This is a genomic window from Acidobacterium capsulatum ATCC 51196 (assembly GCF_000022565.1).
GTDB classification, from domain to species: Bacteria; Acidobacteriota; Terriglobia; order Terriglobales; family Acidobacteriaceae; genus Acidobacterium; species Acidobacterium capsulatum.
This window is the reverse complement of sequence record NC_012483.1, coordinates 3,336,148-3,360,370: the sequence shown is the minus strand read 5'-3', so window position 1 is coordinate 3,360,370 and position 24,223 is coordinate 3,336,148. Positions and strand designations below refer to the sequence as shown.

Genomic DNA, 24,223 nt, shown 5'->3' with positions numbered 1-24,223 from the left:
AGGGATCAAGCGGTCAGGTCAGAAACGGCCAGTAAAAAAACAGGAACGGCGCGAGTGAATCGCGCCGTTTTTGTGTTTGCCGAAGATTTAATTACAGCCGCTGGGAGCGCTGCACGTCGCGCACGCCGGGCAGGCGGCGCAGGCCGAGCACCAGGCGGTTGAGGTGGCGGACGTCTTCGGCCTCAATCACAAACTCAACGATAGCTTCGCCGTTGGGGCCGGGCCGCGTATCGACAGTACGGATATTGGTGTTGTCGTCGCTGATGATGGAGGTCATCTCCTTGAGCATGCCCGCGCGGTCATCACAGTAGACGGTCAGGCGCACCGGGTAAGTCTTCGACGGGCCTGTGCTTGCGCCGGCGTCGTGCGCCCATTCGACGGCAATGCGGCGGTCGGACTCATAGAGCAGATTCTGCACGTTGGGGCAGTTGCGCGCATGCACCGCGACGCCCTTGCCGCGCGTGACGTAGCCGACAATCTCTTCGCCGCGAATCGGATTGCAGCACCGGGCGCGATAGACGAGCAGCTCATTTTGCCCCTCGACCTGCAGAGAGTCGCTGCTGGTGGACTTGCGCGCCGCGTCCTGCAGGCCGGCCTTGATGCTGGCTGCGGTCTCCGCTTCGGCGGGCTGCTGGTGCGTGGTGCCGGGCGCGAGGCGGTTGAGCACCTGGCGCGCGGAATATTTGCCGAAGCCGATGGCCGCCAGCAGATCGTTGGGCGTGGCTACGCTGTAGTCGCTGGCGACGCGGGCATAGTCGGCATCTTCAAACTTGTGCAGCGACACCTTGTACTTGCGGGCTTCGCGTTCGAGCAGCTTGCGGCCAATGTCAATGGCGCGCTCACGCTGGTGCTCGTTGAGCCAGTGCTTGATCTTGTTGCGGGCGCGGGAGCTCTTGACGATGCTGAGCCAGTCGCGGCTGGGGGTGTGGCCATTTTGCGTGATGACCTCCACCACGTCTCCGTTGCGCAGCTTGGAGCGCAGCGGAACCATGCGTCCATTGACTTTGGCGCCGGTGCAGGAGTGGCCCACCTCGGTGTGAATGGAGTAGGCGAAGTCGAGCGGGCTTGCATCCTTGGGCAGCACGACCACCTTGCCTTTGGGCGTGAAGGTGTAAACCTCTTCAGGATAAAGATCGATCTTGAGCGTCGAGAGAAACTCGTTGGGATCGGTCATCTCCCGCTGCCACTCGACCAGTTGCCGCACCCAGGCCAGGCGCTGCTCGTCGCGCGCGCTGATGGGCGAGTTGCCGGCTTTGTACTTCCAGTGCGCCGCAATGCCTTCTTCGGCGACGCGATGCATCTCTTCAGTGCGAATCTGCACCTCGAACTGATGGCCACCCTCACCCATCACCGTAGTGTGCAGTGACTGATACATATTAGGCCGGGGCATGGCAATGAAGTCCTTGATGCGCCCGGGCACGGGCCGCCAGATGCTGTGAATGAGGCCGAGCACCGCGTAGCAGTCAGGCACGCTGTTGGTGATGACACGCAGCGCCAGCAGGTCATAGAGCTGATCGACCGAGCTGCGCGACTTCTGCAGCTTACTGTGAATGCTGAAGAGGCGCTTGATGCGCCACTGCACGCGCGCCGTGATCTTGTTTTCCTTGAGCTTTTCAAGCAGCAGCGCTTCCACTCCGGCCAGAAACTGCTCGCCCTCAGAGCGGCGCTCCTCGACGGCAAGCTGCAACTGGTCGTAGCTGTAGGGGTCCACGTAGCGGAACGACAGATCTTCCAGCTCGCCGCGCAGTTTGCCCATGCCGAGCCGGTGCGCGAGCGGGGCATAAATGTCGAGCGTTTCGCGCGCGATGGCCTGCTGGCGCTCGGCCGAGAGATGCTCCAGAGTGCGCATGTTGTGCAGGCGGTCAGCCAGTTTGATGAGCACCACGCGCACGTCCGTAACCATGGCCAGCAGCATCTTACGGACGTTCTCGGCCTGGCGGTCTTCGCGATTGGCAAACTGGATTTTGTCGATCTTGGTGACGCCTTCAACGATATGAGCGACCTGCTCGCCGAACTGATTGGCGATGTCGGCGGCGGTGACCGGAGTGTCTTCAACCGCATCGTGGAGCAGGCCCGCGGCGATGGCCGTGGAGTCGAGCTTCATCTCCGCGAGCACCAGCGCCACCTCCAGCGGATGCAGCACAAAAGGCTCGCCCGAGGCGCGGAATTGTCCCTGATGATGTTCGAGGCAGAAGTCCCAGGCGCGGCGGATGATGTCGAGATCGTCGCTGGGGCGATTGTCGTTCACCCGCGTCAGCAGCTCAGAGAATTTTTCCGCGAGAATGTCCGGCGGATTGCTCTCAGAAGGGCTGGTGGTGGGGTGGATGGTCGCCATGATTCATTATAGGCGCGGCCCGTGACAAATGTGGCTGGTGTGCCAAGAGGCAAGCAAATTCGCGCGGCAGGTCAGGAGCCCTGCCGCGCGGACTTCTTCCGGCTCAGGACAAAGGCGTTGTCTTTGCTGCGCTGGTGGGTCGAGGCCTTGTCGATCTTGCGCCAGAAAGCCACGAAGTAATCGATGGCCGAGATGACGGAGACGGCGGCCATCCAGTAGATGCCGGCCACGGCGATCAGATCCACCGGCATCAGGAACCAGCCGAAGTGCCAGGCATGCCAGCCGTGGTCGAGAATCGCAGCCACCACTGAGATGATCTGGATGAGCGTCTTGAGCTTGCCCAGATCGCTGGCCTGAATGGTAAAGCCCTGGGTGGAGGCGATGGAGCGCAGGCCGTTGACGAGAAATTCGCGGCCGATGACGATGACGGCGATCCAGGGCTTGACGATGTGGGGGTTATACGCAACCAGGGTGATGTAGGCGGCGGTCACCAGCAGTTTGTCTGCCAGCGGATCGAGCAGCATGCCCATGGTGGTGATCTGGCCGCGGCTGCGCGCGAGATAGCCATCCACACCGTCAGAGATAGACAGCACGATGAAGAAGAGCGAGGCAATAATCTCCTGCCCACCGTACCAGGAAGTATGCGGGAAGAAGGGTGAGAGCATCCACAGGAAGACCGGAATGCAGATGATCCGGCTCATCGTAATGGAATTGGGAAGATTCACTGGAGGGTTTCGGCCCGCTTTCTTTCTCTAGCCATAATGCTACCGCGAGGCATGGGGGCGCGTCTTCGGGGTGCCGGAAATATGAAGCTCTCGGAGAGCCGGACTAGGCTTCCGGCCAGAGCTGCAATTCGGGCATAGGAAAGTCTTTCCGATTGTCCGTCATCAGCACGAGGCGATGATGCATGGCGGATGCGGCGATCAGCGTGTCGGCGAGATGGAGTGTTACTCCTTTGCGAGCCCACGCGCCGCGCAGTTCACCAGCAAGCTCCGCAATTTCGCAATGAATGGGCAGACACTCAAAGGCAGCCAGCAACTTCCGGGTGGCCTCGCGCTCCTGAGGCCGCATTCCAGCGTAAATTTCGGATACGTTGATGGCGGTGACGGCAAAAGTGTGACCTTCCAGGGTGAGCCTCTTAAACAGGTCGCGGCGATGGCCACGACCCCGCAAGAGATCAATCAAGATGCTGGTGTCGGCCAGAATCCTCAATGCTTTCCCCGCTTTTTCGGAGATGCGATTCTTGCATCGCTTCCTGCTCGCAGTGAGGCCACCCAGGCGGAAGCGTCTCTGCCTATCTCAGGATGATCTTCTTCCCTCCAGGCAGGCTCCGGGTCGTTCAGATACTGAAGCAGCTTTCTGCGGCGCAGTTCAGTGCGCGCGGTCTCCACGAGAAAAGCACTGCGGCGCCGAGGGCCGACGAGAGCGTCGATCTCACTGATGAGGTCTTCCGGAAGAAGAATGTGTGCTCGCTGTGTGCTCATATTATGCCCATATAGAATGTGACATAAATCGCACATTGCGTCTATCGCGCCACGTCCCCCTAACGCACGGCTATGAAGCACAAAAGACCGCCCGAAGGCGGTCCCTTGTGGTTCTGGATTTTGCGACGTTTAAGCGTAGATGCCGCGCTGCTTGATGGTGACAGCCACACGATCAATGGCCAGCATGTAAGCCGCGATGCGGTTGTTGACGCCGTGGGCCTCGGAGTAGCGCACCACGTCATCAAAGCTCTCGGCCAGAATGCTGTCGAGCTGCTCGTTGACGACCGCTTCCTTCCAGAAGTGGCCCTGGCGATCCTGCACCCACTCAAAGTAGGAGGCCGTGACTCCGCCGGCATTGGCCAGAATGTCGGGGATGATGAAGACCTTCTTCTCGGCGAGGATTTCATCGGCGACAGCCGTGGTGGGACCGTTGGCACCCTCGCAGACAATGCGGGCCTGGATGCGGTCAGCATTGCGGCTGGTGATGACGTTCTCGGTCGCGGCCGGAATCAGAATGTCGCAATCGGTGCAGAGCAGCTCAGCCGGATCAGCGGGCTCGGCATCGCGGAAGCCAAGAATGGAGCCGTTGCGCTGGCGGTACTCGATCAGCGAAGGAATATCGATGCCATTGGGATGGTAGAGGCCACCATCGTACTCAGCAATGCCGATGATCTTGTACCCCTTCTGCATCATCAGGTTCGCGGCGTTCGAGCCTACATTGCCGAAACCTTGAATGATCACGCGGCAACCATCGCGCTGCATATTGAGATGCTTGAGCGCCTCATCGCAGACCACGCTCACGCCACGGCCGGTGGCCTCCTTGCGTCCGCGCGAGCCGCCAATGGTGATGGGCTTGCCGGTGACCACGCTGGTCACGGTTTGCCGCATATGCATGGAGAAGGTATCCATGATCCATGCCATCACCTGCTCGTTGGTGCCCACGTCGGGCGCGGGCACGTCTTTTTCGGGCCCGAGGAATTCCACAATTTCGGCGGTATAACGGCGGGTCATGCGTTCGAGTTCCCCGATCGACATCTTCTTCGGGTCACAAATAACGCCGCCCTTGCCGCCGCCGAAGGGGATGTTGACGACGGCGCACTTCCAGGTCATCCAACTGGCGAGTGCGCGAACCTCATCAAGGGAAACATCGGGGGCATAGCGGATGCCGCCCTTGGCAGGTCCACGCGCAAAGGAGTGCTGCACGCGGAAGCCGGTGAACATCTCGATGCGGCCATCATCCATGGCGACCGGGAAGTGAACAATAATTTCGCGGGAAGGGTAACGCAGCACGCGCCAAAGGCCCTCATCGAGGTTGAGCTTGCGCGCCGCAAAGTCAAATCGAGCAGCCTGGGCTTCCCAGGGATTGATCTCCTGCTCGAGCGTGATCGTAGCCATTGAAAGACTCTCCGTGATGGACCGGCTTTCCATTCCGCCAGGGAACCACTGTTCCTTAGACGTTCGCAGAAGCACCCCGGTCCGGCGCGCCCCACGATTTTCCGGCAAGGCCTGTTGCTCCTCAAAGCCTACCTCCGGCCAAACCCATGAGTATAGGCCCGCGTATCAAGCCCGGCAAGAGCCTCACCCCACAGATGCCGGACGGCCTTGCGCGGGATGCCAGAGCCAACCGAACTGGCCATTGAGGCGCCCCGGAAGCGGGCTGTACCATGAGGAGAACGAACCGAAGGTAATCCTCGCAGCAGAACGATTTTCCCGAGCTCTTATGCCATCCAAGACGACCTCATTGCCCGCCAGCCCCGAGTTTCTGCGCCTTGCTCGCAAGCATACCCTCATTCCGCTTTATCGAACACTCACGGCCGACCTTGAGACGCCGGTCAGCGCTTTTCTGCGCCTGGCCGCACATGAGCCGGAGTGTTTTCTATTGGAATCGGTCGAAGGTGGCGAAAAAATCGGGCGCTACACCTATATCGGCATTCGCCCCTACCGGCGCATCGTCTCCCGCGGACGCTCGATCAGCATCACCGAAGAAGGCGAAACGCGAGAGATTGATGGCGATATCTTCGAGGTGCTGAAGGAGTCGCTGGACGGGCACTCCCCCGCTGTGCTGCCGGAGTTGCCGCCCTTCACCTGCGGCGCGGTAGGCTATTTCACCTATGACGTAGTGCGGCAGATTGAGAAGCTGCCCGAAGAGGCCGCGGACGAACTTGAGATGCCGGATGCCTGCCTGCTCTTTTTTGACGAGGTGTTGGCCTTTGATCACGTTCGCAAAGAGATGCTGCTGATCGTCACCGCCGATCTGCAGAAGCGCAATCCCAAGCAGGCCTATGCCGAGGCGATCTGGAGATTGGACCGCTTTGAGAAGCGGCTGCTCGCTCCCCTGCCGAAGCAGAAGAAGAAATCGTTCAGCAGCAAACTAAAGCTCGCCAACCGGACGAAGAAGAAGGACTTCATCAAGGCCGTCGAACGCTCGAAGGAGTACATTGCCGCGGGCGATATCTTCCAGGTGGTGCTGTCGCAGCGCTTCGACGTCGAGCCGGAGGTTGATCCCTTCTCGATCTACCGCGCGCTGCGCATCGTGAATCCGTCGCCGTTCCTCTACTTCCTGCGCAGCGCATTGCCGGCAGGGCGCGGCACAAAGACGGAAACGACGCACATTGTGGGTTCATCGCCCGAGCTGTTGGTCCGCGTGCAGAATGGCCGCGTGGAGTACCGGCCCATTGCCGGGACGCGTGCGCGCGGCGAAGACGAAGCCACCGACCTCGCCTATGAGCAGGACATGCTGCACGACGAGAAGGAACGCGCCGAGCACGTCATGCTGGTGGACCTGGGCCGCAACGACGTGGGCCGGGTCAGCGAGTACGGCTCGGTGCAGGTAGGCGAACTGATGCGCGTGGAACGCTACTCCCACGTGATGCACCTGGTCAGCGACATCACGGGTACGCTGCGCAAGGGGCTGAACGCGGTGGATGCGCTGCGGGCCTGCTTCCCGGCCGGGACGCTGAGCGGCGCGCCGAAGATTCGCGCCATGGAGATCATTGAAGAGATGGAGCCCGCGCGGCGCGGCATCTACGGCGGCTGCGTGCTCTATGCGGACTTCTCAGGCAACCTGACCTCGTGCATCGCGATTCGCACGCTGCTGATGAAAGGCCGCAAGGGCTACATTCAGGCGGGCGCGGGCATTGTTGCGGACTCCGTACCGGAGAAGGAATACGAGGAGAGCGTAAACAAGGCCAAGGCCGTGGTGCGCGCGATTGAGCGGGCGCGGAGTTAAAGCATTTTCACCGATACTGTGGAGTGTTTTGCATGGATCGGAAGTGGCCGTTCTTTGATCGAATGGCCACGTTGAGCCCGTCTTCTTCATGAACTTCTTCGGTGAAAATGCTCTAGCGCCGCTCCCGGGCGTGCCACAGACGAAGGATGCGTACCGCATCTTCTGCAATCTCGTAGCGCACTTCGTATGGCCCGATATAAATTCGTCTCACTTCGCGAGGCTCATACCCATCGACGCGTTCCCTCAACTGAGGAAACTGCACCAGACGCGTCACGCCTGCTCGAATGCCTTCGAGCACATTAGCCGCAATCACGGGGTTATCGGCAGCGATGAATTCGTACAGCCGGGCAGCGTCTTTCAACGCCGGCCTGGCCCAGAAGAGCTTCATGCGAGAGGCGGTGGAAGCGGCTTATTCGTTTTCAGGCTGCGGACCCACTTCTCCACTTCCTCATGCGCAACCAATTCGCCTGCATCAGCCGCAGCCAGTCCCTCCAGCGTCATCCGGTGGCGAAGTTCTTCTTCTTCCACCCATGCAAGCAGTGCCTGCTTCACAACCCAGCCGCGAGGACGTTCCAGTTGCGCGGCAAGCTGATCGACCCGCTGAGCCAGAGCCGTGGGCACATGCGCAGTCATCACCCTGGTTTCCGCTGCAGATGCGACCTTTGATTGCTTCTTCACAGCTTTGATTATATTTGATTAAAGCCAGACGGGCCGTCTTCTTTGACGAGAGCCGAGGCGTAACCGCATTACACTAGAGAAACCCATGATTCTCGTCCTCGACAACTACGATTCGTTCACCTACAACCTCGTGCAATACATGGGCGAGCTGGGCGCGGAGATGGTGATTCGCCGCAACGACGAGATCACCGTGGATGAGGCCGAGGCGCTCGCGCCTGAGCGCATTCTGATCTCTCCCGGCCCATGCACGCCGCAGGAGGCGGGCATCAGCATCGGGCTGATTCAGCGCTTCGCAGGCAAGGTTCCAGTGCTGGGCGTCTGCTTGGGCCATCAGGCCATTGGCGCGGCCTTTGGCGGCAATGTGGTGCGCGCTCCCAAGCTGATGCACGGCAAAACCAGCGAAGTGGAGCACGACGGCAAAACCATCTTCTCAGGCATTGCCAGCCCCATGACCTGCACCCGCTATCACTCCCTGATTGTGGCGGAAAAGGGCCTGCCGAAGAGTCTTGAGGTCTCGGCGCGAACTGCCGACGGCACCATCATGGGCCTGCGCCATCGTGAGTTCCCCGTAGAGGGCGTGCAATTTCACCCCGAGAGCGCGCTCACGGCCGATGGAAAGAAGCTCATCCGGAACTTTCTGGAGTTGTAGCTCTGTGACCTGCCTCCTGCCGCGCCGATTCGCCGCTTCCCTGCCCGGAGTGGCCGTGGCCTTGGTGTTGTTTCCGCTTGCCTGTGTGGCGGGTGCGCAGCAGAAGCCCGTGGCCTATGCCCCGACAGAGAACGCGACGGTCTCCGGATCGCTGGAAGTGAAGAATGGCCGCGCGGCCATCGGCAGCCACGCCACCCTCACCGCGGGCGATGCGACGGTTCCGGTCACGCTGGCGCGAGGCGGGCAAATTAACGTCTGCCGCTCCACCACGGTGCAGATTTCGACGGACAGCACTCTGGGCAAGAGCCAGCGGCCGGGCGATGACGCCATCATGCTGGCGCTGGACCACGGCGCGATGGAGGAGCACGGCAAGCCGGGCAAGTACTCTGATGTGATTCTGACGCCGGATCTGCGCATTCTTGTCTCCGGCCCGGGCAAAGCCGACCTGAGCCTGCGCGTGGGCATGAACGGCGACACTTGCATTGATAATCACGGCGCGCACGCCCCTTATGTCACCGTGACCAATCTCTTCAGCGGAGGCGTCTACCGCGTGCAGCCCAACCAGCGCGTGCTGCTCGAGAGCGGCGACACGAGCCGCGTGGTCGACAACGAGCCGGAGCCATGCGGATGCCCGGCAGCGCCCACCGAACTGGCTGCCGGGCTGCACCACGGCAACCACCGGCACAAAGGCACTCCCCAGACAAAGGCGGAGAAGGAGAATCCCTTTCCGCTGGCCGAGAGCGAAGGGCTGAAGCCTCCACCCGCGCCCTCCAGCACGCCAGCCGTCCCAATCGGCCAGGTACACGCGGAGGTGGAAGCGCCCATCACTTACAACAGCGCGCAGCCGGTGCCCGTAACGTCTGCGGCAAAGCCGGCTCGCGGCGCGGGCAGCAGTTCTCCCGGTGATGAAGCAACAGTACAGACGCCGCACCGGCATCGCGGCTTCTTCGGCAGCATCGGGCACTTCTTTGCGCATTTATTCGGGCACAAGTAGCTCCGGCGAACCTGCAAAACCAGGGCAGCCGCGCGTCTGCGGTAAAATTGAAGGGTTGCAGTCAACGTAATCCCTGTCAGAGACACGTAAGGAGTCAGTTTTTATGGCGATTCCCGCCACACAGATGCGCCCCGGCATGATCATCAAGCACAACGGCGAACTGCATGCCGTCTTCAGCGTGGAGCACCGCACCCCGGGCAACCTGCGCGCCTTCATTCAGGCCAAGCTGCGCAACCTGCGCTCGGGCGCGATGTTTGAGCACCGCTTCCGCTCGCCCGACCCCATTGAGCGCGTGATCGTCGATGAAATCCCCATGGAGTTTCTCTACAACGACGGCGACGACTACTACTTCATGAACACCGAGAACTTTGAGCAGACCCACCTCAAGCGCGACACGCTGGGTGACGCGGTCGAGTACCTGACGGCCAATCTGCAGATCACGGTTTCGTTCTTTGACGGCGTGGCCGTGGGCATCGAGCTGCCGCAGACCGTCGAGCTGACGGTGGTCGAGACCGAGCCGGGCCTGAAGTCCGCCACGGCCTCTTCGGTGACCAAGCCCGCGACGCTTGAGACGGGACTCGTGGTGCAGGTGCCTCCGTTCATCAACGAAGGCGAGAAGATTCGCGTGGACACGGCCGAAGGCGCGTATTTGAGCCGCGCATAAGAATTACTTTGGGCATGGCTCAGCGGCGCAGCTTCGGCTGCGCCGCTCGTGTCTGCGGCTAGAATTCTGAAAATGAATCGCAAGGATCTACAGATTCTGGCCGAAACGCGGCTCAGCGAGGCGCAGGCTCTGCTCAAGGCCAGAAAGTACAGCGGGGCCTATTATCTGGCCGGCTATGCCGTGGAATGTGCGCTGAAGGCGTGCATCGCGAAGCAGATCAAGCGTTACGAGTTTCCGGACAAGAAGCGGGTGAATGACTCGTACACCCACAATCTGAAAGACCTTTTAGTTTTAAGCAGTCTGAATCAGGCACTCGGAGATCGGTGCGTCGCAGATAGAACATTTCGAGCAAATTGGGACCTCGTCACGCAATGGTCGGAGAAAAGCCGTTACGAGCTTGCCGACAGGGCCAAAACCAGGGAACTCATCAGTGCCATAATGGATTCAAATTCCGGAGTCATGCCATGGGTAAAGCAACGCTGGTAGAAGTCGACTTAAAGAAGAGTGAACGGATTGTCTCCGCACTGGAGGGGCAGGGAGTTTCAGTGGCGGCGGCGCTCTGGGTCGTTTTCCCGGAATACGAAGACTGGCGTTTTGTGCTGGCCTCCAAAGAACTGGATAACCTCGATCTTCGCGATGCCTATCTGAAAATCAATCGCATCACCGAAGAGGCAGGCATCACGGTATGGGAATCACCAACGATTCACCTGATGAAAACGACCGACCCCTTCATTCGTGCTCTGCGCAAGCTCTTCGGAAAGACAGCGAGCGTAGCAGGCATGCGACTCGGCGGCCAGACATGGGGCGACCGCTTCATCGAGGATGCCTACGCATACAAGATTGCGTGACGATGAGTCCATGAGCATTCAATACAACGGCGCGGCTTCGGTCGGGCCGTTGGTGTCTGCGCTGCAACTTGCGCCTGTTTGCCTTATCTGCAACACTGGCCTCGCATCCAAAAACTTATGGTTCGTCATTACCTCGTCAAAGGACGCGTGCAGGGAGTCGGGTTTCGCTGGTTTGTGCATCGCGAGGCTGAGCCGCTGGGGCTGCGGGGCTGGGTGCGCAACACCGAAGACGGTCACGTCGAGGTGAAAGCCGCCGGAGAGCCCGCCAGACTGGACGCGCTGACCACGGCCCTGCACCGAGGATCGCGCGGCAGCCGCGTCGATCACGTTCTGGAGCATGAGCTCGACGAGAAGGAAGGCGAAGGTCTTGGATCATTTCACATTGAAGGAGCCTGGTAAGACGGCTATGCAACCCACTCACTCCGTTAACTGCGAACCGCTCAAGTCTCTGGTGCGCACGGTGCCTGATTTTCCGAAGCCCGGCATCCTGTTTTATGACATCACGACTCTGCTCAAAGACCGCCAGGGCTTTGCCAAGCTGATTGATGCGCTGGCCGAGCACTACATCGGCAAAAACATTGACCTGGTGCTGGGCATCGAGGCACGCGGCTTCATCTTTGGCCCGGCATTGGCCTATCGCCTCAATGCCGGCTTTGTGCCGGTGCGCAAGCCGCGCAAGCTGCCCGCACGCACCGTACGCGTGACCTATGATCTCGAGTACGGCAGCGATACGCTTGAAATCCACGAGGACGCCATCGAGCCGGGCCAGCGCATTGTGCTGGTCGATGATCTGCTCGCCACCGGCGGCACCATGGAAGCCACGGTAAAGCTGGTGCGCCAGTTGGGCGGCGAGATTGCCGGGTTGGCCTTCGCCGTGGAGCTCGACTTCCTGAAGGGCCGCGAGCGCTTCCCTGACCTGGACGTCTTCAGTCTGCTGCACTACAGCGAGTAGCAGCGATAGCCTGCAGCACAAAGGGCCGGAGCAATCCGGCCCTCTTATTTTTTTGCGGCTTGGCTCTTCGTCAGGCCGACTTCTTCCCTCGGAAGAAGTGCAGGATCAGCGAAATCACAGCCAGAATCAGCAGGATGTGAATGAGGAATCCGGCCACGTGAAATGTCACGAACGAAACGACCCAGACAATCACCAGCAACAGCGCGAGTAACAGGAACATAGTCTTTCTTCTCCTGAACAACAGTCCCTAAGATGCATAGCGGTGGGTCTGGGGCTGGCTGGGATCGCGGTTCTTACTCCGGGCGAGCCTCCTGCACCAGCAAGCGGTCGCCGGCCTTCAGGTAGCCTTTGCGGCGAAACCAGTCATCCATCGCCGTCTGCAGGCGCTCTTCGGGCACGCGCAGGCCCACCTCAATGAGACCGTCGCCAATCGGCAGCGTGTCATCAAAAATGGCGTCGTTGGTGAAGTTGCGCATGGCAAAATTATCGATCCAGTGAATCGGGCAGGCGCTCGCTGCCGCTTCCCCATTCCGCAGATAGTCCACTTTGAGCTTGCGTAAAAACATGAGCTTTCTCCCGGCCTACTTTCTTGCGTGTGGCCCGGCCGCGCGAACATTGGCAGGCACGTCGAACTTCTTGAAGTTCTCTTCAAACTTCGCAGCCAGCATCTGCGCCTGCGCGTCATAAGCCGTCTTCTCGGCCCACATATTGCGCGGGTTGAGAATATCCGCCGGAACGTGGGGGCATGAGGTGGGAATGCTGAGCCCGAAGGCGTGCTCCGTCGCGTATTCGGCGTTGGCGAGTGTGCCGTTGAGGATCGCATCCACAATGGCGCGTGTGATCTTGAGGCTCATGCGCTGGCCCACGCCGAAGCCGCCTCCGCTCCAGCCCGTGTTGACCAGCCAGCACTGCGCGCCATGCTCGCGCAGACGGCGGCCCAGCATCTCGGCATAAACACGTGGCGCAAGCGGCAGAAACGGTGAGCCAAAGCAGGTGGAGAACTCCGGTACCGGCTCGCTGCCGAGGCCAGCCTCGGTGCCGGCCAGCTTCGCCGTGTAGCCGGAAAGAAAGTGATACATCGCCTGGTCCGGATCGAGCTTGGCAACCGGAGGCAGCACGCCGAAGGCATCGGCGGCGAGAAACAGCACATTCTTCGGGTGGCCACCCACGCCGGGGATGACGGCGTTGTCGATGTAATCGATAGGGTAGGCCGCGCGCGTGTTTTCGGTATAGCGCACATCGGTGTAGTCCGGCACGCCGGTCCGGCGGTCAATCACCACGTTTTCGAGCACCGAACCGAAGCGAATGGCGCGGAAAATCTGCGGCTCTTTTTCCTCTGACAGATCAACGCACTTGGCATAGCAGCCGCCCTCAAAGTTAAAGACGCCGTCGGCGCTCCAGCCATGCTCGTCGTCGCCGATGAGAAAGCGCTGAGGGTCGGCCGAGAGAGTTGTTTTACCGGTGCCGGAAAGCCCGAAGAAGAGCGCCGTGTCGCCTTGCTGGCCAATGTTGGCCGAGCAGTGCATGGGGAAGACATTGCGCTCGGGCAGCAGAAAATTCATGACGCCGAAGATGGATTTCTTCATTTCGCCGGCGTACTTGGTGCCGCCGATGAGAATGATGCGCTCGGAAAAATCGGCCACAATGAACGTGCCCGACTTGGTTCCATCCCGCTCGGGGATGGCCTCAAATTCCGGCGCGGCGATCACGGTGAATTCGGGCATGTGCGTTTCCAGTTCGGCCAGGGTAGGGCGAATGAAAAGCTGCTTCACAAAAAGCGCATGCCAGGCGTACTCGCAAATCACCTGAATCGGAAGCTGGTACTTCCGGTCCGCGCCCGCTGCCAGATCCATCACGTAGAGGTCGCGCTCGGCCATATGCGCCAGCACGCGGTCGAGCAGCGCATGAAACTTGTCTTTAGGAAACGGCTGGTTGACCTTGCCCCAGTGGACGCGCTCCTGCGTGAGCTCATCCTCCACCGCGAACTTGTCGCGGGGAGAGCGGCCGGTGCGGGCACCTGTGCGCGCCACCAGCGCGCCATTCAAGGCCAGACGGCCCTCGCCACGCGCCACGGCTGTTTCCACCAGTTGCGGCGTCGATAAATTGCGGTGAACGTATGGACCCTCAATGAGTTGCTTCAGATCCCGCGTGACCGTGGTCGCTCCCATAAACACAATGCTCCTTAAGATGCGCGCACCCGCGGCCGTGCGACAGCAGGCGGACTGAGTATTGTGCCATTCAGAACGGCGATGTGGCAAAAAGCAGAAATGCGCCCGAGACAGGCGCATTTGCGTTTTTTCATTGGATTTCGCGGTTAAACGGGATGTTGTTCATCATCGCCGGTCGGCACCAGGGGCGGCAGCTTGCTGGTGTGGCCAGCCTCATGCAGCACGGCATCCACGTGTTCCAGAACCTCATCCACCGTCATCGTGTACATCTCGCGGCCATTGTCGTAGCCGTTCTGGATGATCTGCTTGAGATAGCGGCCGGCAGCCTGCGCGGCCAACTGATCCGTAATGATGTGGCCAGTACGCTTCTTCTGCTCGACCCAGGCGAGCAGCGGCATGGCAATCCAGACCGGGCGGCCGCTGACGTCAAAGCGGATATCGACGGCGTCGGCATGGCGCGTGGCAATGGCAACAATATTCGCCCTCCAGCGGCAATGGAGGGTCTCCTGAGTCCAGCGGTCTGTGGCTTGGAAGTTCTCGTACATGGCTGCTATCAGCCTAAATGCCCTCCGGCTTCACAGCAAGAGCATGCGGACTGACTATTTTCTGAAACATAGCGCAATGATTTTCAAAGAATCGAAACTTCCACACAAAAACGCGATCGTTTTGTGGAATTCCTGCGTCCAACTCAAGTAATTCGAAGACACGCACACACGACAGAACGACACCTATTACGGCCAGACGCATTCTCTCTTGAAGGATCAAAAGAAGGAGTGCAAACGATGATGAAGAAACTTGAGATCCCCTCTCGCAAAGTGCAGAGAAAAGCGGGGAATGTAGCCCGGAAGACACTGCAGCAGAAACTGGTGGAGCAGAAGACGGAACTGGAACGTTCCGTTCTGGCCACTGTGCGGCAGGGCCGCGAACCCGAAATGGAAAACCGTATCGATCCTGCCGATCAGGCTGTAATGTCTTACCAGCAGGAGCTGATCTTCAGCCAGGGGACCAACAAGCATACGCAGCTTTCTCTGGTGCGGCTGGCGCTGGAGCGGCTGGAAGACGGCTCCTATGGCGAGTGCGCGGAATGTGGAGAGGACATCAGCCCTCGGCGGCTGGAAGCAGTTCCCTGGACCCCCTACTGCATCTCCTGCCAGGAAAAAGTGGAAAATGGCGGGTTTGAGGGCGGCTCTCGCGCCGCCTGAGCCACCGGCCCTTCGTTGCCTCCGGTTCTGCCAGGACACGCCGGTTCGTGCGTCCTGGCAGACGGAATAACGGCTGCTCTGGTAGACTTCCAGTATTCCAGCAGCCAAAGCGCGGCCCTCTCATGGAGAGTCAGCGCCTGCGACTGCCACCCCGCCTTTGAAGGATTCCTGAAGGACCCGTGGATACACAGACACGTCACGCACTGAAGCACGACCGCTTTGTCGATTCGACCAATTCAGCCCTGGACTGGGTTCAGGAGAACCGCAGCCTTGTCATCCGCTACAGCGTGGTGGCTGTCGTCGTGATTGCAATCATCGTTGCTGCCGCTGTGACTTACACCACTCGCCAGCAGCACGCCCAGGCCGCCCTGAACAAGGCGCTGAACGTTTATACGGCACCCCTGACGCAGCCCGGCGAGCCAGCTGACCTGCAGCAAGGCAGCTACCCGACCGCTGCTGCCCGCGCCAAGGCTGCACATCCGCTCTTTGAGAAGGCGGCAGACAATTATGGCTGGCTGTATGCAGGTCAGGATGCCCGCTACTTCGCCGGCCTCACCGATCTGCAGATGAGCGACAACACGGCTGCGGAAAAAGAGTTGAAGCAAGCTGCCGATGCCCGCGACAAGAACGTGGCCGCGCTGGCCAAAATGGCGCTCGCCAGCCTCTACATTCAGACCAATCGTGGTTCGCAGGCCGTGGAACTCTACAAAGACGTGGCGAAGCATCCGTCAGCGACTGTTCCGGCAAGTTCTGCTCAGCTGGCTCTGGCGCAGTACTACGAGAACACCGATCCGGACCAGGCCAAGCAGATTCTGGCCAAGGTGCAGGATCAGAACAAGGCCAACTTCGCGGGTCAGATTGCCCAGCGTGAACTGGCAAAGTTGCAGTAGCCGACAGCTCATGAAACAGCAAAAGGCTGGCGAGACTCGCCAGCCTTTTCTATTGCCTGCCGATCAAATACCTACCTGCAAGCCAACCGACATCACCTGCCCCGCCGGGATGTGATAGGACGAAGTCATGTCGCGGGTATTGCGCGCCATCCAGACGAAGAGCCGGTCACGCAGCACCATCATTCCGCTCCGCTTGCGTCCTGCCAGCATATCGACCTGGCCGATGAAGTAAGAGATACTCGCGAGGTCCAACTGGATACCATGCTCATTCAAGCGCTGTAAATCCGAGGGAATATTCGGCCCCTGCATATAGCCGTAATGGAGTACGACCCGGACAAAGCCATCCTCCAGCACATCGACCTCGAGCCGATCTTCCAGATTGACGCGCGAAACCTTCTCAATGAGCACGGTGAGCAAAATGACCCGCTCCTGCAGCACGCCAATATGGCGCACCACCTGCTGCAGCGCAGGCGGAGTCTGATGCAGACGTCCCGTGAGAAAAACTGCTGTTCCAGCAAGCCGGGGCACCTTCTGCTTGCGAATACGCTGCACAAATTGATCGAACGGCTCAGCATTTTCGGCCATTTGCTCGGCGAGCAGCCGCGATCCCTGACGCCAACTGGTCATCACAACGAGCATGGCAGCGCCAATGGCAAGCGATATCCATCCGCCATCAGGAATCTTGAGCATGTTGGAACCAAGAAAGCTCAGGTCAATGGCCAAAAAGACAATCAGGAAAAGCAACGCGGAACGCAGCTTCCAGCCATTGCGCTCCAGATGCACATGAAAGACCAAGAGCGTGGTGATAGCCATGGACATATTCACCGCCACGCCATAAGCCGAAGCCAGATTGGTGGAGCTGTGAAAAGCCAGCACGAGACCAATGGCCGCAACCATCAGCAGCCAATTCACCAGGGGCACATAAATCTGCCCGGAGGATTCAGCCGAGGTCTGCAAGACCTGGAACTGGGGAAGATAGTTGAGCTGAATGGCCTGGCGTGTCAGCGAAAATGCCCCGGTGATCGCTGCCTGGGACGCAATCACCGTAGCGGCCGTGGCCAGCAGAACAAGGGGTACGAGCGCCCAGTGAGGTGCAAGCAGGAAGAACGGGTTTTTCACTGCTTTCGGATGAGCAAGTAAGAGGGCTCCCTGCCCAAAGTAGTCGAGCAAGAGGGCAGGCAGCACAAATCCGTACCAGACGCGGCGTATCGGCGTGCGGCCAAAGTGACCGAGATCCGCGTAGAGGGCCTCGCCACCTGTGGTGACCAGAAAGACAGCACTCAGAACCAGAAAGCCGGTGACTCCGTTGTGAAGAAAGAAGTTCACGGCGTAAGTTGGCAGCAAGGCGAACAAAACTACCGGCGCGTGCAGAATGCCGTGTATGCCCAGTACCGCCAGGGAGAAAAACCACACCACCATGACCGGACCAAAAGCGATACCTATTTTGCCTGAGCCAAACTTCTGCACGGCAAAAAGGACGAGAAGGATGAGTACGGTAATGGGATCGACAAAGGCGCTCAGAGAGGGAGTGGCGACATGCAGCCCTTCCACCGCGCTCAGCACTGATATTGCCGGCGTAATCATCGAGTCGCCGTAGAGTGTGGCCGCGCCCACCACCCCGATCAGGATGAGCATTCTTCTCGACCAGCGGCTCTGCCCCTTATTGGGCCGCAACAACGCGAGCAGGGCAAAGATGCCGCCCTCGCCTTTGTTGTCATTGCACAGCACATAGACCATGTACTTGATGGAGATCACCATCACCAGCGTCCAGAAGACAAGCGACAGAATGCCGAGAACGTTGCCCTGTGAAACAGGCAACGGGTGATCCCCGATGAAGCACTGTTGCAGTGCATAAATGGGACTGGTGCCGATGTCACCATAAACGACACCCAGCACTGCCAGCGCAAGCGCGGCAGACATGCGGTCACGCGACTTCGAAGAACCTTCAGGAAAGGACTTCTCATAAGCATCGCGGCCCTTTACTTCAGCTTGCTCTTCGGCCATGACTCTCAATTTAGATGCGAACGACCCGCAGCGCTATGGCGCTTTAGATAACACCGTTCGCATGCGATCAAAACACGAAGCCTGCTCTTGGCGCGTGGCTGGCGGGCTGTATTCAGGCAGTACTGGCCGTGGCGGCTTTCGCGGTTTGCGAAGCTGGTGCAAGCGGCAATCCGATTTCCATGTGAATTCCCCGCGACGGTAGATTCGTGGCGCGGATGTGGCCGTTATGCGCACGCACCACCGCCTCGACGAACGCAAGTCCCAGTCCGGAGCCTCCCGATTGCGGCCCTTTTGCATACTTCTCAAAGAGACGTGGCTGCACTTCAGCAGGAAAACCAGGGCCATCATCCTCCAGCACAATCCAGCCGGAATCCTCTTCGGCGCGAAGCTGAACATGAACCGAGCAACCCGGCGGCAGGTGCTTGATCTCATTGTCAAAAAGATTCATGATCATGCGCTGCAGCAGGCCGGGATCAGCAGAAACGAACACCGGCGAAAAGCCTCGCAGAGTCACGCTCAGACCACTCTCCGCCATGCTCGGCTCATAGAGATGCACCATCGTCTGCAGCATTTCGTCCAGGTTGACCGGCTCCTTGTGCAGCCGCAACGCGTCGGCACTGGCTTCCGCCACATCCAGTGATTTGGTAAGTACTTCGCAGAGCCGGTCAAGATCCTCAATGGAGGAAGCAACAGGCTCGACCCAGCCCCCATCCTCAGTGCGCAGAAGCGCGGCCTCTAATCGGCCACGGATTGCCGTGATGGGGCTCCGCATGTCATGGGCCAGCGCGTCCGTCATGGTATGCAGTTGCCGCACCGAGTTCTCAATGCGGTCAAGCATGCGGTTGAGCGTGGTCGCCAGGCGCGCCACCTCGTCTTCGCCTTTGACTTCGGGCACCCGGCTGCGCAAATCGTCATGGCCAATCTTGGCAGCCGTCTCAGTGATGCGCTGCACATGGCCGAGCATGCGACGCGTCGTAAAGAAGATGATCAAAAATCCGAGAAGAACGATGCCCACACAAATCAGAAAGAAGTAGAGCCGGAGCGTGTCGAGAGTCTGATCTTCCTGCCGGCTGGAAAGGCCGAGATAGATCAGATCCCCGTTATCCATGCGCGTATCGGCAACACGAAAATCCTTGGAGATGCCCGCGATGTGAACATTGACTGGATGCCCCGGTTGAATGTTCGCTCGCTGAATCGACTTCAGGGCTTCATTCCTGTTCTGCTCGCCTACCCACAGCTTCAGCGCGCCGCCGGCGGTAGTCTGCATAAAGAAGACAGAACGATTCGGATCGGCTTCCGGCTCACGGCCGTGGGGTACTTCCTTGGTGGCCAGCTCTGCCACCTCGCTCACAATGCGATCGTAGAGCACACCTCTCGGGGTGTGCCGGGCCACGTCTCCCAGCGTCTCCACTTCTCCGCTCAGCCATGAGTCGCTGCGAAGCTGAATCTCTTGCGCAACAAAATGGTGCAGGAAGACAAAGAGAATCACTGTGCCCAATGCAAAGGCCGCCGTGCCCCATAAGGAGATGCGCCAGGCAGCCGTCTGACCGCGCGTCTTATTTATCGCGGAGGACATACCCCACTCCTCGAATGGTACGAATCAACTGCGGCAGATCTGGCCGCTCAACCTTGCTGCGCAGCCTGTAGATATGCACATCGACCACGTTAGTATCCGGCTGAATGCGCATGCCCCAAACCTGCTGCAGAATCATGGATCGCGTCACGACGCGCCCCGCGTGGCGGCAGAGAAACTCCAGCAACGCAAACTCCTGCGTGGTCAACTGCAATAATTCCCCGGCGCGCGTGGCCTCGCGGCGCAGCAGGTTCATTTCAAGATCAAGCACGCGCAGCACGGTCGAAGTATCGGGCGCACTGCTATTGCGGCGCAGCAGATTGCGCACGCGAGCCAGCAACTCGGGCAAGGCATAGGGCTTGGTGAGATAGTCATCGCCCCCCTGTTCCAGACCGCGCACCCGGTCATCAACCGCGCGACGGGCAGACAAGATAAGCACCGGAGCCTTCACTCCGCCCGCCTTGAGGCGAGTGATCAGGGAAAGGCCATCCTCGTCCGGCAATCCGAGATCCAGAATGATGACGGCGTGCCCACCCTCCAGCGCCAGCCGCTCGGCCGCCGCGGCATTGTGAGCAAGATCAATGTTGTAGCCGTTCTCTGCTAAAGCGCGCTCAAGAAACTGGGCATTCGCCACATCGTCTTCGACGACAAGCAACTTCATAAGTTCATCTCACCTTGTGCCCGGTGCAACCAGCCTACGCGAGTGGCGACAGACAACGCCAGCCGGCCACGGGACCCTGCCACCATCTGACGACGCAGAGCCGAACAGGTCAATGGATTCATAGGCTAATGAAGAAAATGTCATGTGCGCAATCCAAATTTCGCCTTGCGATTGAACTGACCCCACTCGACATACAGGGCCGCATAAACGAATAAGACCTGTCTGCCCGCACCTTGTTCACACCCGGCCGCATCTACCTAACAACTGACAATGACGCTCCAAACCTCAAATCTCTCCCCCTGGCGAGGCCCGCATGTGCGCCGGGGCCGCTTCTTCAATCCGGATACCCCCAAGCAGGACTTCTCCTCGTTTCTGCGCTGGGTCACGCAGCGCAAGCCCGGCGCGTGGGAGAAGTTCACGCCTTCGACTCCTGGCCCCCGGCCGGCCGAGCGGGTGGAAGGCGAGACGCTACACGTCACATTTGTGAACCATTCGACTTTTCTGCTGCAAACCATGGGACTCAATCTGCTGACCGATCCGGTGTGGTCCGAGCGCGTCAGCCCGGTTTCTTTTGCCGGGCCGCGACGCCATCGCGCTCCCGGCCTGGACTTCGAGGATCTGCCGCCGATTGACGCCATTCTGCTCTCGCACAACCATTATGATCACTGCGATTACGCCACTCTGCGCCAGCTAGCCCGGCGCTTTGATCCAGCCATCTTCTGCCCTCTCGGCCTGCGGGAACCGCTGCGCAACCTCGGCTTCCAGCAGATTCACGAACTCGATTGGTGGCAGGCAACGGAATGGAACGGCATGCAGATGCACTGCGTACCGGCGCAGCATTTTTCCGCGCGCGGCCCCTTTGACCGCAATCGCACGCTCTGGTGCGGATGGATGACGCGATCCAGCAGCGGAGAGATTTACTTTGCGGGCGACACCGGGTTCGGCGGCTTTTTTAAGGAGATTGCCGCGGACTTTCGTAATATCCGTCTGGCCCTGCTGCCCATTGGCGCCTATGAGCCGGAGTGGTTTATGGGCCCCATTCACATGACGCCGGAACAGGCCGTCGAGGCGCATCGCATTCTGAACCCTCACACGAGCATCGCGACGCACTTTGGCACCTTCTCACTTGCAGATGACGGGGAGTTCGCTCCACTGCACCGGCTGCATGCCGAACTGGCCACTTCGCCTCTAGCGACGCCCTTTGTCGTATTGCGGGAAGGAGAAAGCCACAGCTTGCAGTCAGCCACGGAAGCGGCCGCGGTCAGCGCCACCGTTCAGGATTGAGTGAGAGTTGCGAGTTCCGGCAGCAGGTCGCCCGGGCTTTCGAGCCAAAGCACCTGATGGCCAAAGACCCGGCCAAACTGACGCGCCGCGGAGTGAATCACTTTTTCCATGGTCAGCGCCGGCTCATCGATCACTTCCAGCTCCAGGCTGGTCACCTTGCGGTCGCTGATACCGCACGGCACGATCAGGTCAAAGTCACGCAGGTCGGTCGTGACATTCAACGCAAATCCGTGCGACGTGATGCCGCGCGAGATATGCACCCCAATCGCCGCAATCTTTTTCTCTTCTACAGAACCACCCGGCAGCGTCCAGACGCCTGTGCGGCCCGCCACGCGCTGCGTCTGCACCCCAAAATCTGCACAGGTGCGAATCAATGCTTCTTCCACCCAGCGCACATACTCCACCGCGCCCAGGCGGCCGCGCTCTCCACTCTCGGCAAAGCTGCGCAGGTCAAGAATGGGATAACCCACCAACTGCCCGGGACCGTGATAGGTAACGTCGCCGCCGCGATTGACCTCGTGAATCTCCACGCCGCGATAAGCCAGAAATTCATCACTCGCCAGCACGTTTTTGCGCTCGGAGTTGCGGCCGAGCGTGAGCACCGGCGGATGCTCCAGCAACAGCAGCGTGTTGCCGATGCGCCCGGAGTGCCGCGCCTCGACGAGCTGCCGCTGCAGTTCCAGCCCCTGAGCATAGCCAATGCGGCCGAGATGGAGAAGATTGAGAACCATCGCTAACCCTTTATTTTACAGGGCATTTGCCGATCTCATTGAATCCCGCATTTCTTGACGCAACCACATCTCCTAAATTCTTAGTTGACAAGCGGCCCATGGCAGGCGCAGACTCCTAAGCAATTAGGAGATTGACACATGCCGAAACGCGAGGCGGAAACACTCACACGACTGGAGCTGCAGATCATGCAGGTGATCTGGAAGCTGGGCTCTGCCAATGTCACGGCCGTGCAGGCCGCCCTGGAACATCCGCTGGCCTATACCACCGTGCAGACCATGTTGAACATCCTGCATCGCAAGGGCAAGCTGCGCCGCAAGCTTGAGGGCCGCTCGTATGTCTACCGCGCAGCGGTCAGCGAATCCAAAGCTACCGGACATGCTGTGCGTGACCTTATCGACCGCGTGTTTGGAGGCTCGACCGAAGCGTTAGTGATGAGCCTCATCAAGAATCGCCAGATTGATGCTGACAAGCTAGCGGAACTCACCCGCAAACTCGAAGCAGGAAAAGGCGAAGAGGAGGATCAATGACGCACGTCACCTCGTTCATCTTCGGCTATCTATTGAACTCTCTGTGGCAGGCACCGCTGCTCTTGGCCGCAGCCTGGCTGGCAGCTCGCCTGGCCAGCAGGCAAAGCCCGGCATGGGAGCACCGCACATGGGTGATCGCACTTTGCGCCCAGATACTGCTGCCGTTCGTGAACATCTCTCCGGTTCGCTGGCAGCAGCTTCGCGAGCTGATCTTCTGGCCCACCTCGCACCAGTCCGCGAAAGGCTCCATCCGGGTTTTTGTTGGCCCGGCAAATCCGGCGCAGCCCGGATTACTGCATCTGCCGTTTTCGCTCATGGCAGCTCTCGAACTGATCTACGGGGCGGCTCTGCTTTTCGCTTTTGCGCGTTTCGCATGGCACTTGCGTGGAACCTTCCGGTTGCTACGCGCAAGTACAGACTTTGTCGCCGTGGATCAAATCCAGGAGACCTTCCTGCGCTGTAGAGAGGAGGCTGGCTTAACGCACCAGAATATCTGCTTGCGTACCTCGTCTTCGATTCCAGGCCCGGTCACGGCAGGCATCCGGCGGCACATGGTTCTTGTCCCGCCGGCCTTTCTTGAATCCCTCACGGCGGTGGAGCGGGAGGCAATCCTGCACCATGAATTCGCTCATGTTCGACGGCACGATTTCGCCAGGAACCTCATCTACCAGGTTCTGGCTTTGCCATGTGCATGGCACCCCGCCCTTTGGCTCACCCGCTCCCGCCTGGCGGAATCGCGCGAACTGGTGTGCGACGCCATGGCAGCCCGCGCCACCGGAGGACCGCAACAGTACGCGCATTCCCTGCTCCGTCTGGCCGTTGTGCAATCCAACCAGAGGCCGGTCTCCATTCATGCGCTCGGCCTCTTTGAGTCTCATGCTCTCGAAAGGAGAATTATGAAACTAACACAGATACAACTCAAAAGCTCACTCACTCACCGGCTCCTCACGCTGACAGCATGCGCCGCAATGGGCTTGATAACCTGCGGCTCCGCTATGGCGCTTCACCTGAACACAACCCCAATCACGCATGCCATGCTGAGCGAGGCGAATCCTGTGCATATATCCCCAGGAGTGATGTCAGGTCAGCGCATCAGCGGCAAGGAGCCTGTCTATCCTGCGGAAGCCAAGAAGAAGCACATTGAGGGCGATGTGATTTTGAAGGCGGTCATCTCAAAGGAAGGCAGCATCGAGAAGTTGCATACTGTCTCCGGCCCGCCCATTCTGGCGGCATCCGCCTTGAAAGCAGTCCGCACCTGGCGCTACAAGCCTTACCTGCTCAATGGCCAGCCGGTCACGGTTGAGACTGAGATTCACGTGATCTATAACCTCGGAAGCTCCAAATAGATC

Annotated in this window: 27 protein-coding genes; 13 read left to right on the top strand and 14 right to left on the bottom strand. The window is 59.6% G+C overall.

The genetic code is table 11. From position 1 onward, the window contains the following. Positions 1-91 precede the first annotated feature (91 nt). The 4 genes from ACP_RS13745 to ACP_RS13725 form a co-directional block, all read right to left on the bottom strand. Entirely contained in the window at positions 92-2,335 is a 2,244-nt protein-coding gene (locus ACP_RS13745; protein WP_015897945.1) for a RelA/SpoT family protein, read from the bottom strand. A gap of 71 nt (positions 2,336-2,406) precedes the next feature. Beyond that, entirely contained in the window at positions 2,407-3,060 is a 654-nt protein-coding gene (gene pgsA / locus ACP_RS13740; RefSeq protein WP_015897944.1) for a CDP-diacylglycerol--glycerol-3-phosphate 3-phosphatidyltransferase, read from the bottom strand. 103 nt (positions 3,061-3,163) lie between these two features. After that, entirely contained in the window at positions 3,164-3,547 is a 384-nt protein-coding gene (locus ACP_RS13735; RefSeq protein ID WP_052294823.1) for a type II toxin-antitoxin system VapC family toxin, read from the bottom strand. A 401-nt stretch (positions 3,548-3,948) separates the two neighbouring features. Next, positions 3,949-5,214: a Glu/Leu/Phe/Val family dehydrogenase gene (locus tag ACP_RS13725; RefSeq protein WP_015897940.1), complete on the bottom strand. Its 1,266-nt coding sequence runs from the start codon at positions 5,212-5,214 to the stop codon at positions 3,949-3,951. Positions 5,215-5,539: 325 nt separating this feature from the next. Here ACP_RS13725 and trpE point away from each other — a divergent pair, with 325 nt between their 5' ends. Beyond that, a complete protein-coding gene (gene trpE / locus ACP_RS13720; RefSeq protein ID WP_015897939.1) occupies positions 5,540-7,048 on the top strand; it encodes an anthranilate synthase component I in 1,509 nt (502 codons plus the stop codon). Positions 7,049-7,160: 112 nt separating this feature from the next. Here the strand turns inward: trpE and ACP_RS13715 are convergent, their stop codons facing one another. Together ACP_RS13715 and ACP_RS13710 are read right to left on the bottom strand one after the other, a co-directional pair. Further along, a complete protein-coding gene (locus tag ACP_RS13715) occupies positions 7,161-7,436 on the bottom strand; it encodes a type II toxin-antitoxin system RelE/ParE family toxin (RefSeq protein WP_015897938.1) in 276 nt (91 codons plus the stop codon). Then, on the bottom strand, positions 7,433-7,681 hold the full coding sequence (locus tag ACP_RS13710; protein WP_041839595.1) for a CopG family ribbon-helix-helix protein: 249 nt from the start codon (positions 7,679-7,681) through the stop codon (positions 7,433-7,435). The genes ACP_RS13715 and ACP_RS13710 overlap by 4 nt, the downstream gene beginning before the upstream one ends. A gap of 130 nt (positions 7,682-7,811) precedes the next feature. Here ACP_RS13710 and ACP_RS13705 point away from each other — a divergent pair, with 130 nt between their 5' ends. From ACP_RS13705 to ACP_RS13675, 7 genes are all read left to right on the top strand, one after another. After that, positions 7,812-8,375: an anthranilate synthase component II gene (locus tag ACP_RS13705; protein ID WP_015897936.1), complete on the top strand. Its 564-nt coding sequence runs from the start codon at positions 7,812-7,814 to the stop codon at positions 8,373-8,375. Between the two features lie 4 nt (positions 8,376-8,379). Further along, on the top strand, positions 8,380-9,369 hold the full coding sequence (locus ACP_RS13700) for a hypothetical protein (RefSeq protein ID WP_052294822.1): 990 nt from the start codon (positions 8,380-8,382) through the stop codon (positions 9,367-9,369). Positions 9,370-9,472: 103 nt separating this feature from the next. Beyond that, on the top strand, positions 9,473-10,033 hold the full coding sequence (efp, locus tag ACP_RS13695) for an elongation factor P (RefSeq protein WP_015897933.1): 561 nt from the start codon (positions 9,473-9,475) through the stop codon (positions 10,031-10,033). Positions 10,034-10,105: 72 nt separating this feature from the next. Continuing rightward, complete coding sequence (locus tag ACP_RS13690) at positions 10,106-10,519, top strand: HEPN domain-containing protein (RefSeq protein ID WP_041839594.1); 414 nt, start codon at positions 10,106-10,108, stop codon at positions 10,517-10,519. After that, a complete protein-coding gene (locus tag ACP_RS13685) occupies positions 10,498-10,881 on the top strand; it encodes a hypothetical protein (RefSeq protein WP_015897931.1) in 384 nt (127 codons plus the stop codon). Before ACP_RS13690 ends, ACP_RS13685 begins: the two co-directional genes overlap by 22 nt. A gap of 117 nt (positions 10,882-10,998) precedes the next feature. Continuing rightward, positions 10,999-11,280: an acylphosphatase gene (locus ACP_RS13680; protein ID WP_041839592.1), complete on the top strand. Its 282-nt coding sequence runs from the start codon at positions 10,999-11,001 to the stop codon at positions 11,278-11,280. A gap of 7 nt (positions 11,281-11,287) precedes the next feature. Next, positions 11,288-11,833 (top strand): adenine phosphoribosyltransferase, encoded by a 546-nt coding sequence (locus ACP_RS13675; RefSeq protein ID WP_015897928.1) that lies wholly within the window; start codon positions 11,288-11,290, stop codon positions 11,831-11,833. A gap of 70 nt (positions 11,834-11,903) precedes the next feature. Here ACP_RS13675 and ACP_RS18140 read toward each other — a convergent pair whose 3' ends face one another. The 4 genes from ACP_RS18140 to ACP_RS13660 form a co-directional block, all read right to left on the bottom strand. Next, positions 11,904-12,053, bottom strand: coding sequence for a lmo0937 family membrane protein (locus ACP_RS18140; protein WP_015897927.1), 150 nt, complete (start codon positions 12,051-12,053; stop codon positions 11,904-11,906). Between the two features lie 73 nt (positions 12,054-12,126). Further along, the gene (locus tag ACP_RS13670) at positions 12,127-12,399 is read right to left on the bottom strand and encodes a hypothetical protein (RefSeq protein WP_015897926.1); all 273 of its coding nucleotides are present in this window, start codon (positions 12,397-12,399) and stop codon (positions 12,127-12,129) included. Positions 12,400-12,414: 15 nt separating this feature from the next. Continuing rightward, the gene (pckA, locus tag ACP_RS13665) at positions 12,415-14,001 is read right to left on the bottom strand and encodes a phosphoenolpyruvate carboxykinase (ATP) (RefSeq protein ID WP_015897925.1); all 1,587 of its coding nucleotides are present in this window, start codon (positions 13,999-14,001) and stop codon (positions 12,415-12,417) included. A 146-nt stretch (positions 14,002-14,147) separates the two neighbouring features. Next, positions 14,148-14,546 (bottom strand): hypothetical protein, encoded by a 399-nt coding sequence (locus ACP_RS13660; protein WP_041839591.1) that lies wholly within the window; start codon positions 14,544-14,546, stop codon positions 14,148-14,150. Between the two features lie 237 nt (positions 14,547-14,783). Here ACP_RS13660 and ACP_RS18485 point away from each other — a divergent pair, with 237 nt between their 5' ends. Continuing rightward, positions 14,784-15,203, top strand: coding sequence for a TraR/DksA family transcriptional regulator (locus ACP_RS18485; protein WP_015897923.1), 420 nt, complete (start codon positions 14,784-14,786; stop codon positions 15,201-15,203). 179 nt (positions 15,204-15,382) lie between these two features. Then, positions 15,383-16,093: a hypothetical protein gene (locus tag ACP_RS13650; RefSeq protein ID WP_041839590.1), complete on the top strand. Its 711-nt coding sequence runs from the start codon at positions 15,383-15,385 to the stop codon at positions 16,091-16,093. Positions 16,094-16,156: 63 nt separating this feature from the next. On the opposite strand, the gene ACP_RS13645 is transcribed toward ACP_RS13650, so the two are convergent. The 3 genes from ACP_RS13645 to ACP_RS13635 all read right to left on the bottom strand — a co-directional run bounded on the left by ACP_RS13645 (position 16,157) and on the right by ACP_RS13635 (position 20,331). Further along, positions 16,157-18,097 (bottom strand): potassium transporter Kup, encoded by a 1,941-nt coding sequence (locus tag ACP_RS13645; protein ID WP_041839589.1) that lies wholly within the window; start codon positions 18,095-18,097, stop codon positions 16,157-16,159. A gap of 112 nt (positions 18,098-18,209) precedes the next feature. Then, positions 18,210-19,673 carry a sensor histidine kinase gene (locus ACP_RS13640; RefSeq protein ID WP_015897920.1) on the bottom strand — a complete coding sequence of 488 codons (1,464 nt, stop codon included), beginning with the start codon at positions 19,671-19,673 and terminating at the stop codon, positions 18,210-18,212. Then, the gene (locus tag ACP_RS13635) at positions 19,654-20,331 is read right to left on the bottom strand and encodes a winged helix-turn-helix domain-containing protein (RefSeq protein WP_015897919.1); all 678 of its coding nucleotides are present in this window, start codon (positions 20,329-20,331) and stop codon (positions 19,654-19,656) included. Before ACP_RS13635 ends, ACP_RS13640 begins: the two co-directional genes overlap by 20 nt. A 270-nt stretch (positions 20,332-20,601) precedes the next feature. On the opposite strand from ACP_RS13635, the gene ACP_RS13630 reads away from it, so the two are divergent. After that, positions 20,602-21,615, top strand: coding sequence for an MBL fold metallo-hydrolase (locus tag ACP_RS13630; protein WP_083770617.1), 1,014 nt, complete (start codon positions 20,602-20,604; stop codon positions 21,613-21,615). Here ACP_RS13630 and lipB read toward each other — a convergent pair. After that, on the bottom strand, positions 21,606-22,346 hold the full coding sequence (lipB, locus tag ACP_RS13625) for a lipoyl(octanoyl) transferase LipB (RefSeq protein WP_015897917.1): 741 nt from the start codon (positions 22,344-22,346) through the stop codon (positions 21,606-21,608). The two genes, ACP_RS13630 and lipB, sit on opposite strands and share 10 nt — an antisense overlap. 138 nt (positions 22,347-22,484) lie before the next feature. On the opposite strand from lipB, the gene ACP_RS13620 reads away from it, so the two are divergent. Continuing rightward, positions 22,485-22,874, top strand: coding sequence for a BlaI/MecI/CopY family transcriptional regulator (locus tag ACP_RS13620; RefSeq protein WP_015897916.1), 390 nt, complete (start codon positions 22,485-22,487; stop codon positions 22,872-22,874). After that, positions 22,871-24,220, top strand: a complete 1,350-nt coding sequence (locus ACP_RS17460) for a M56 family metallopeptidase (protein WP_015897915.1) — start codon at positions 22,871-22,873, stop codon at positions 24,218-24,220. Before ACP_RS13620 ends, ACP_RS17460 begins: the two co-directional genes overlap by 4 nt. The last annotated feature ends 3 nt before the right edge of the window (positions 24,221-24,223 follow it).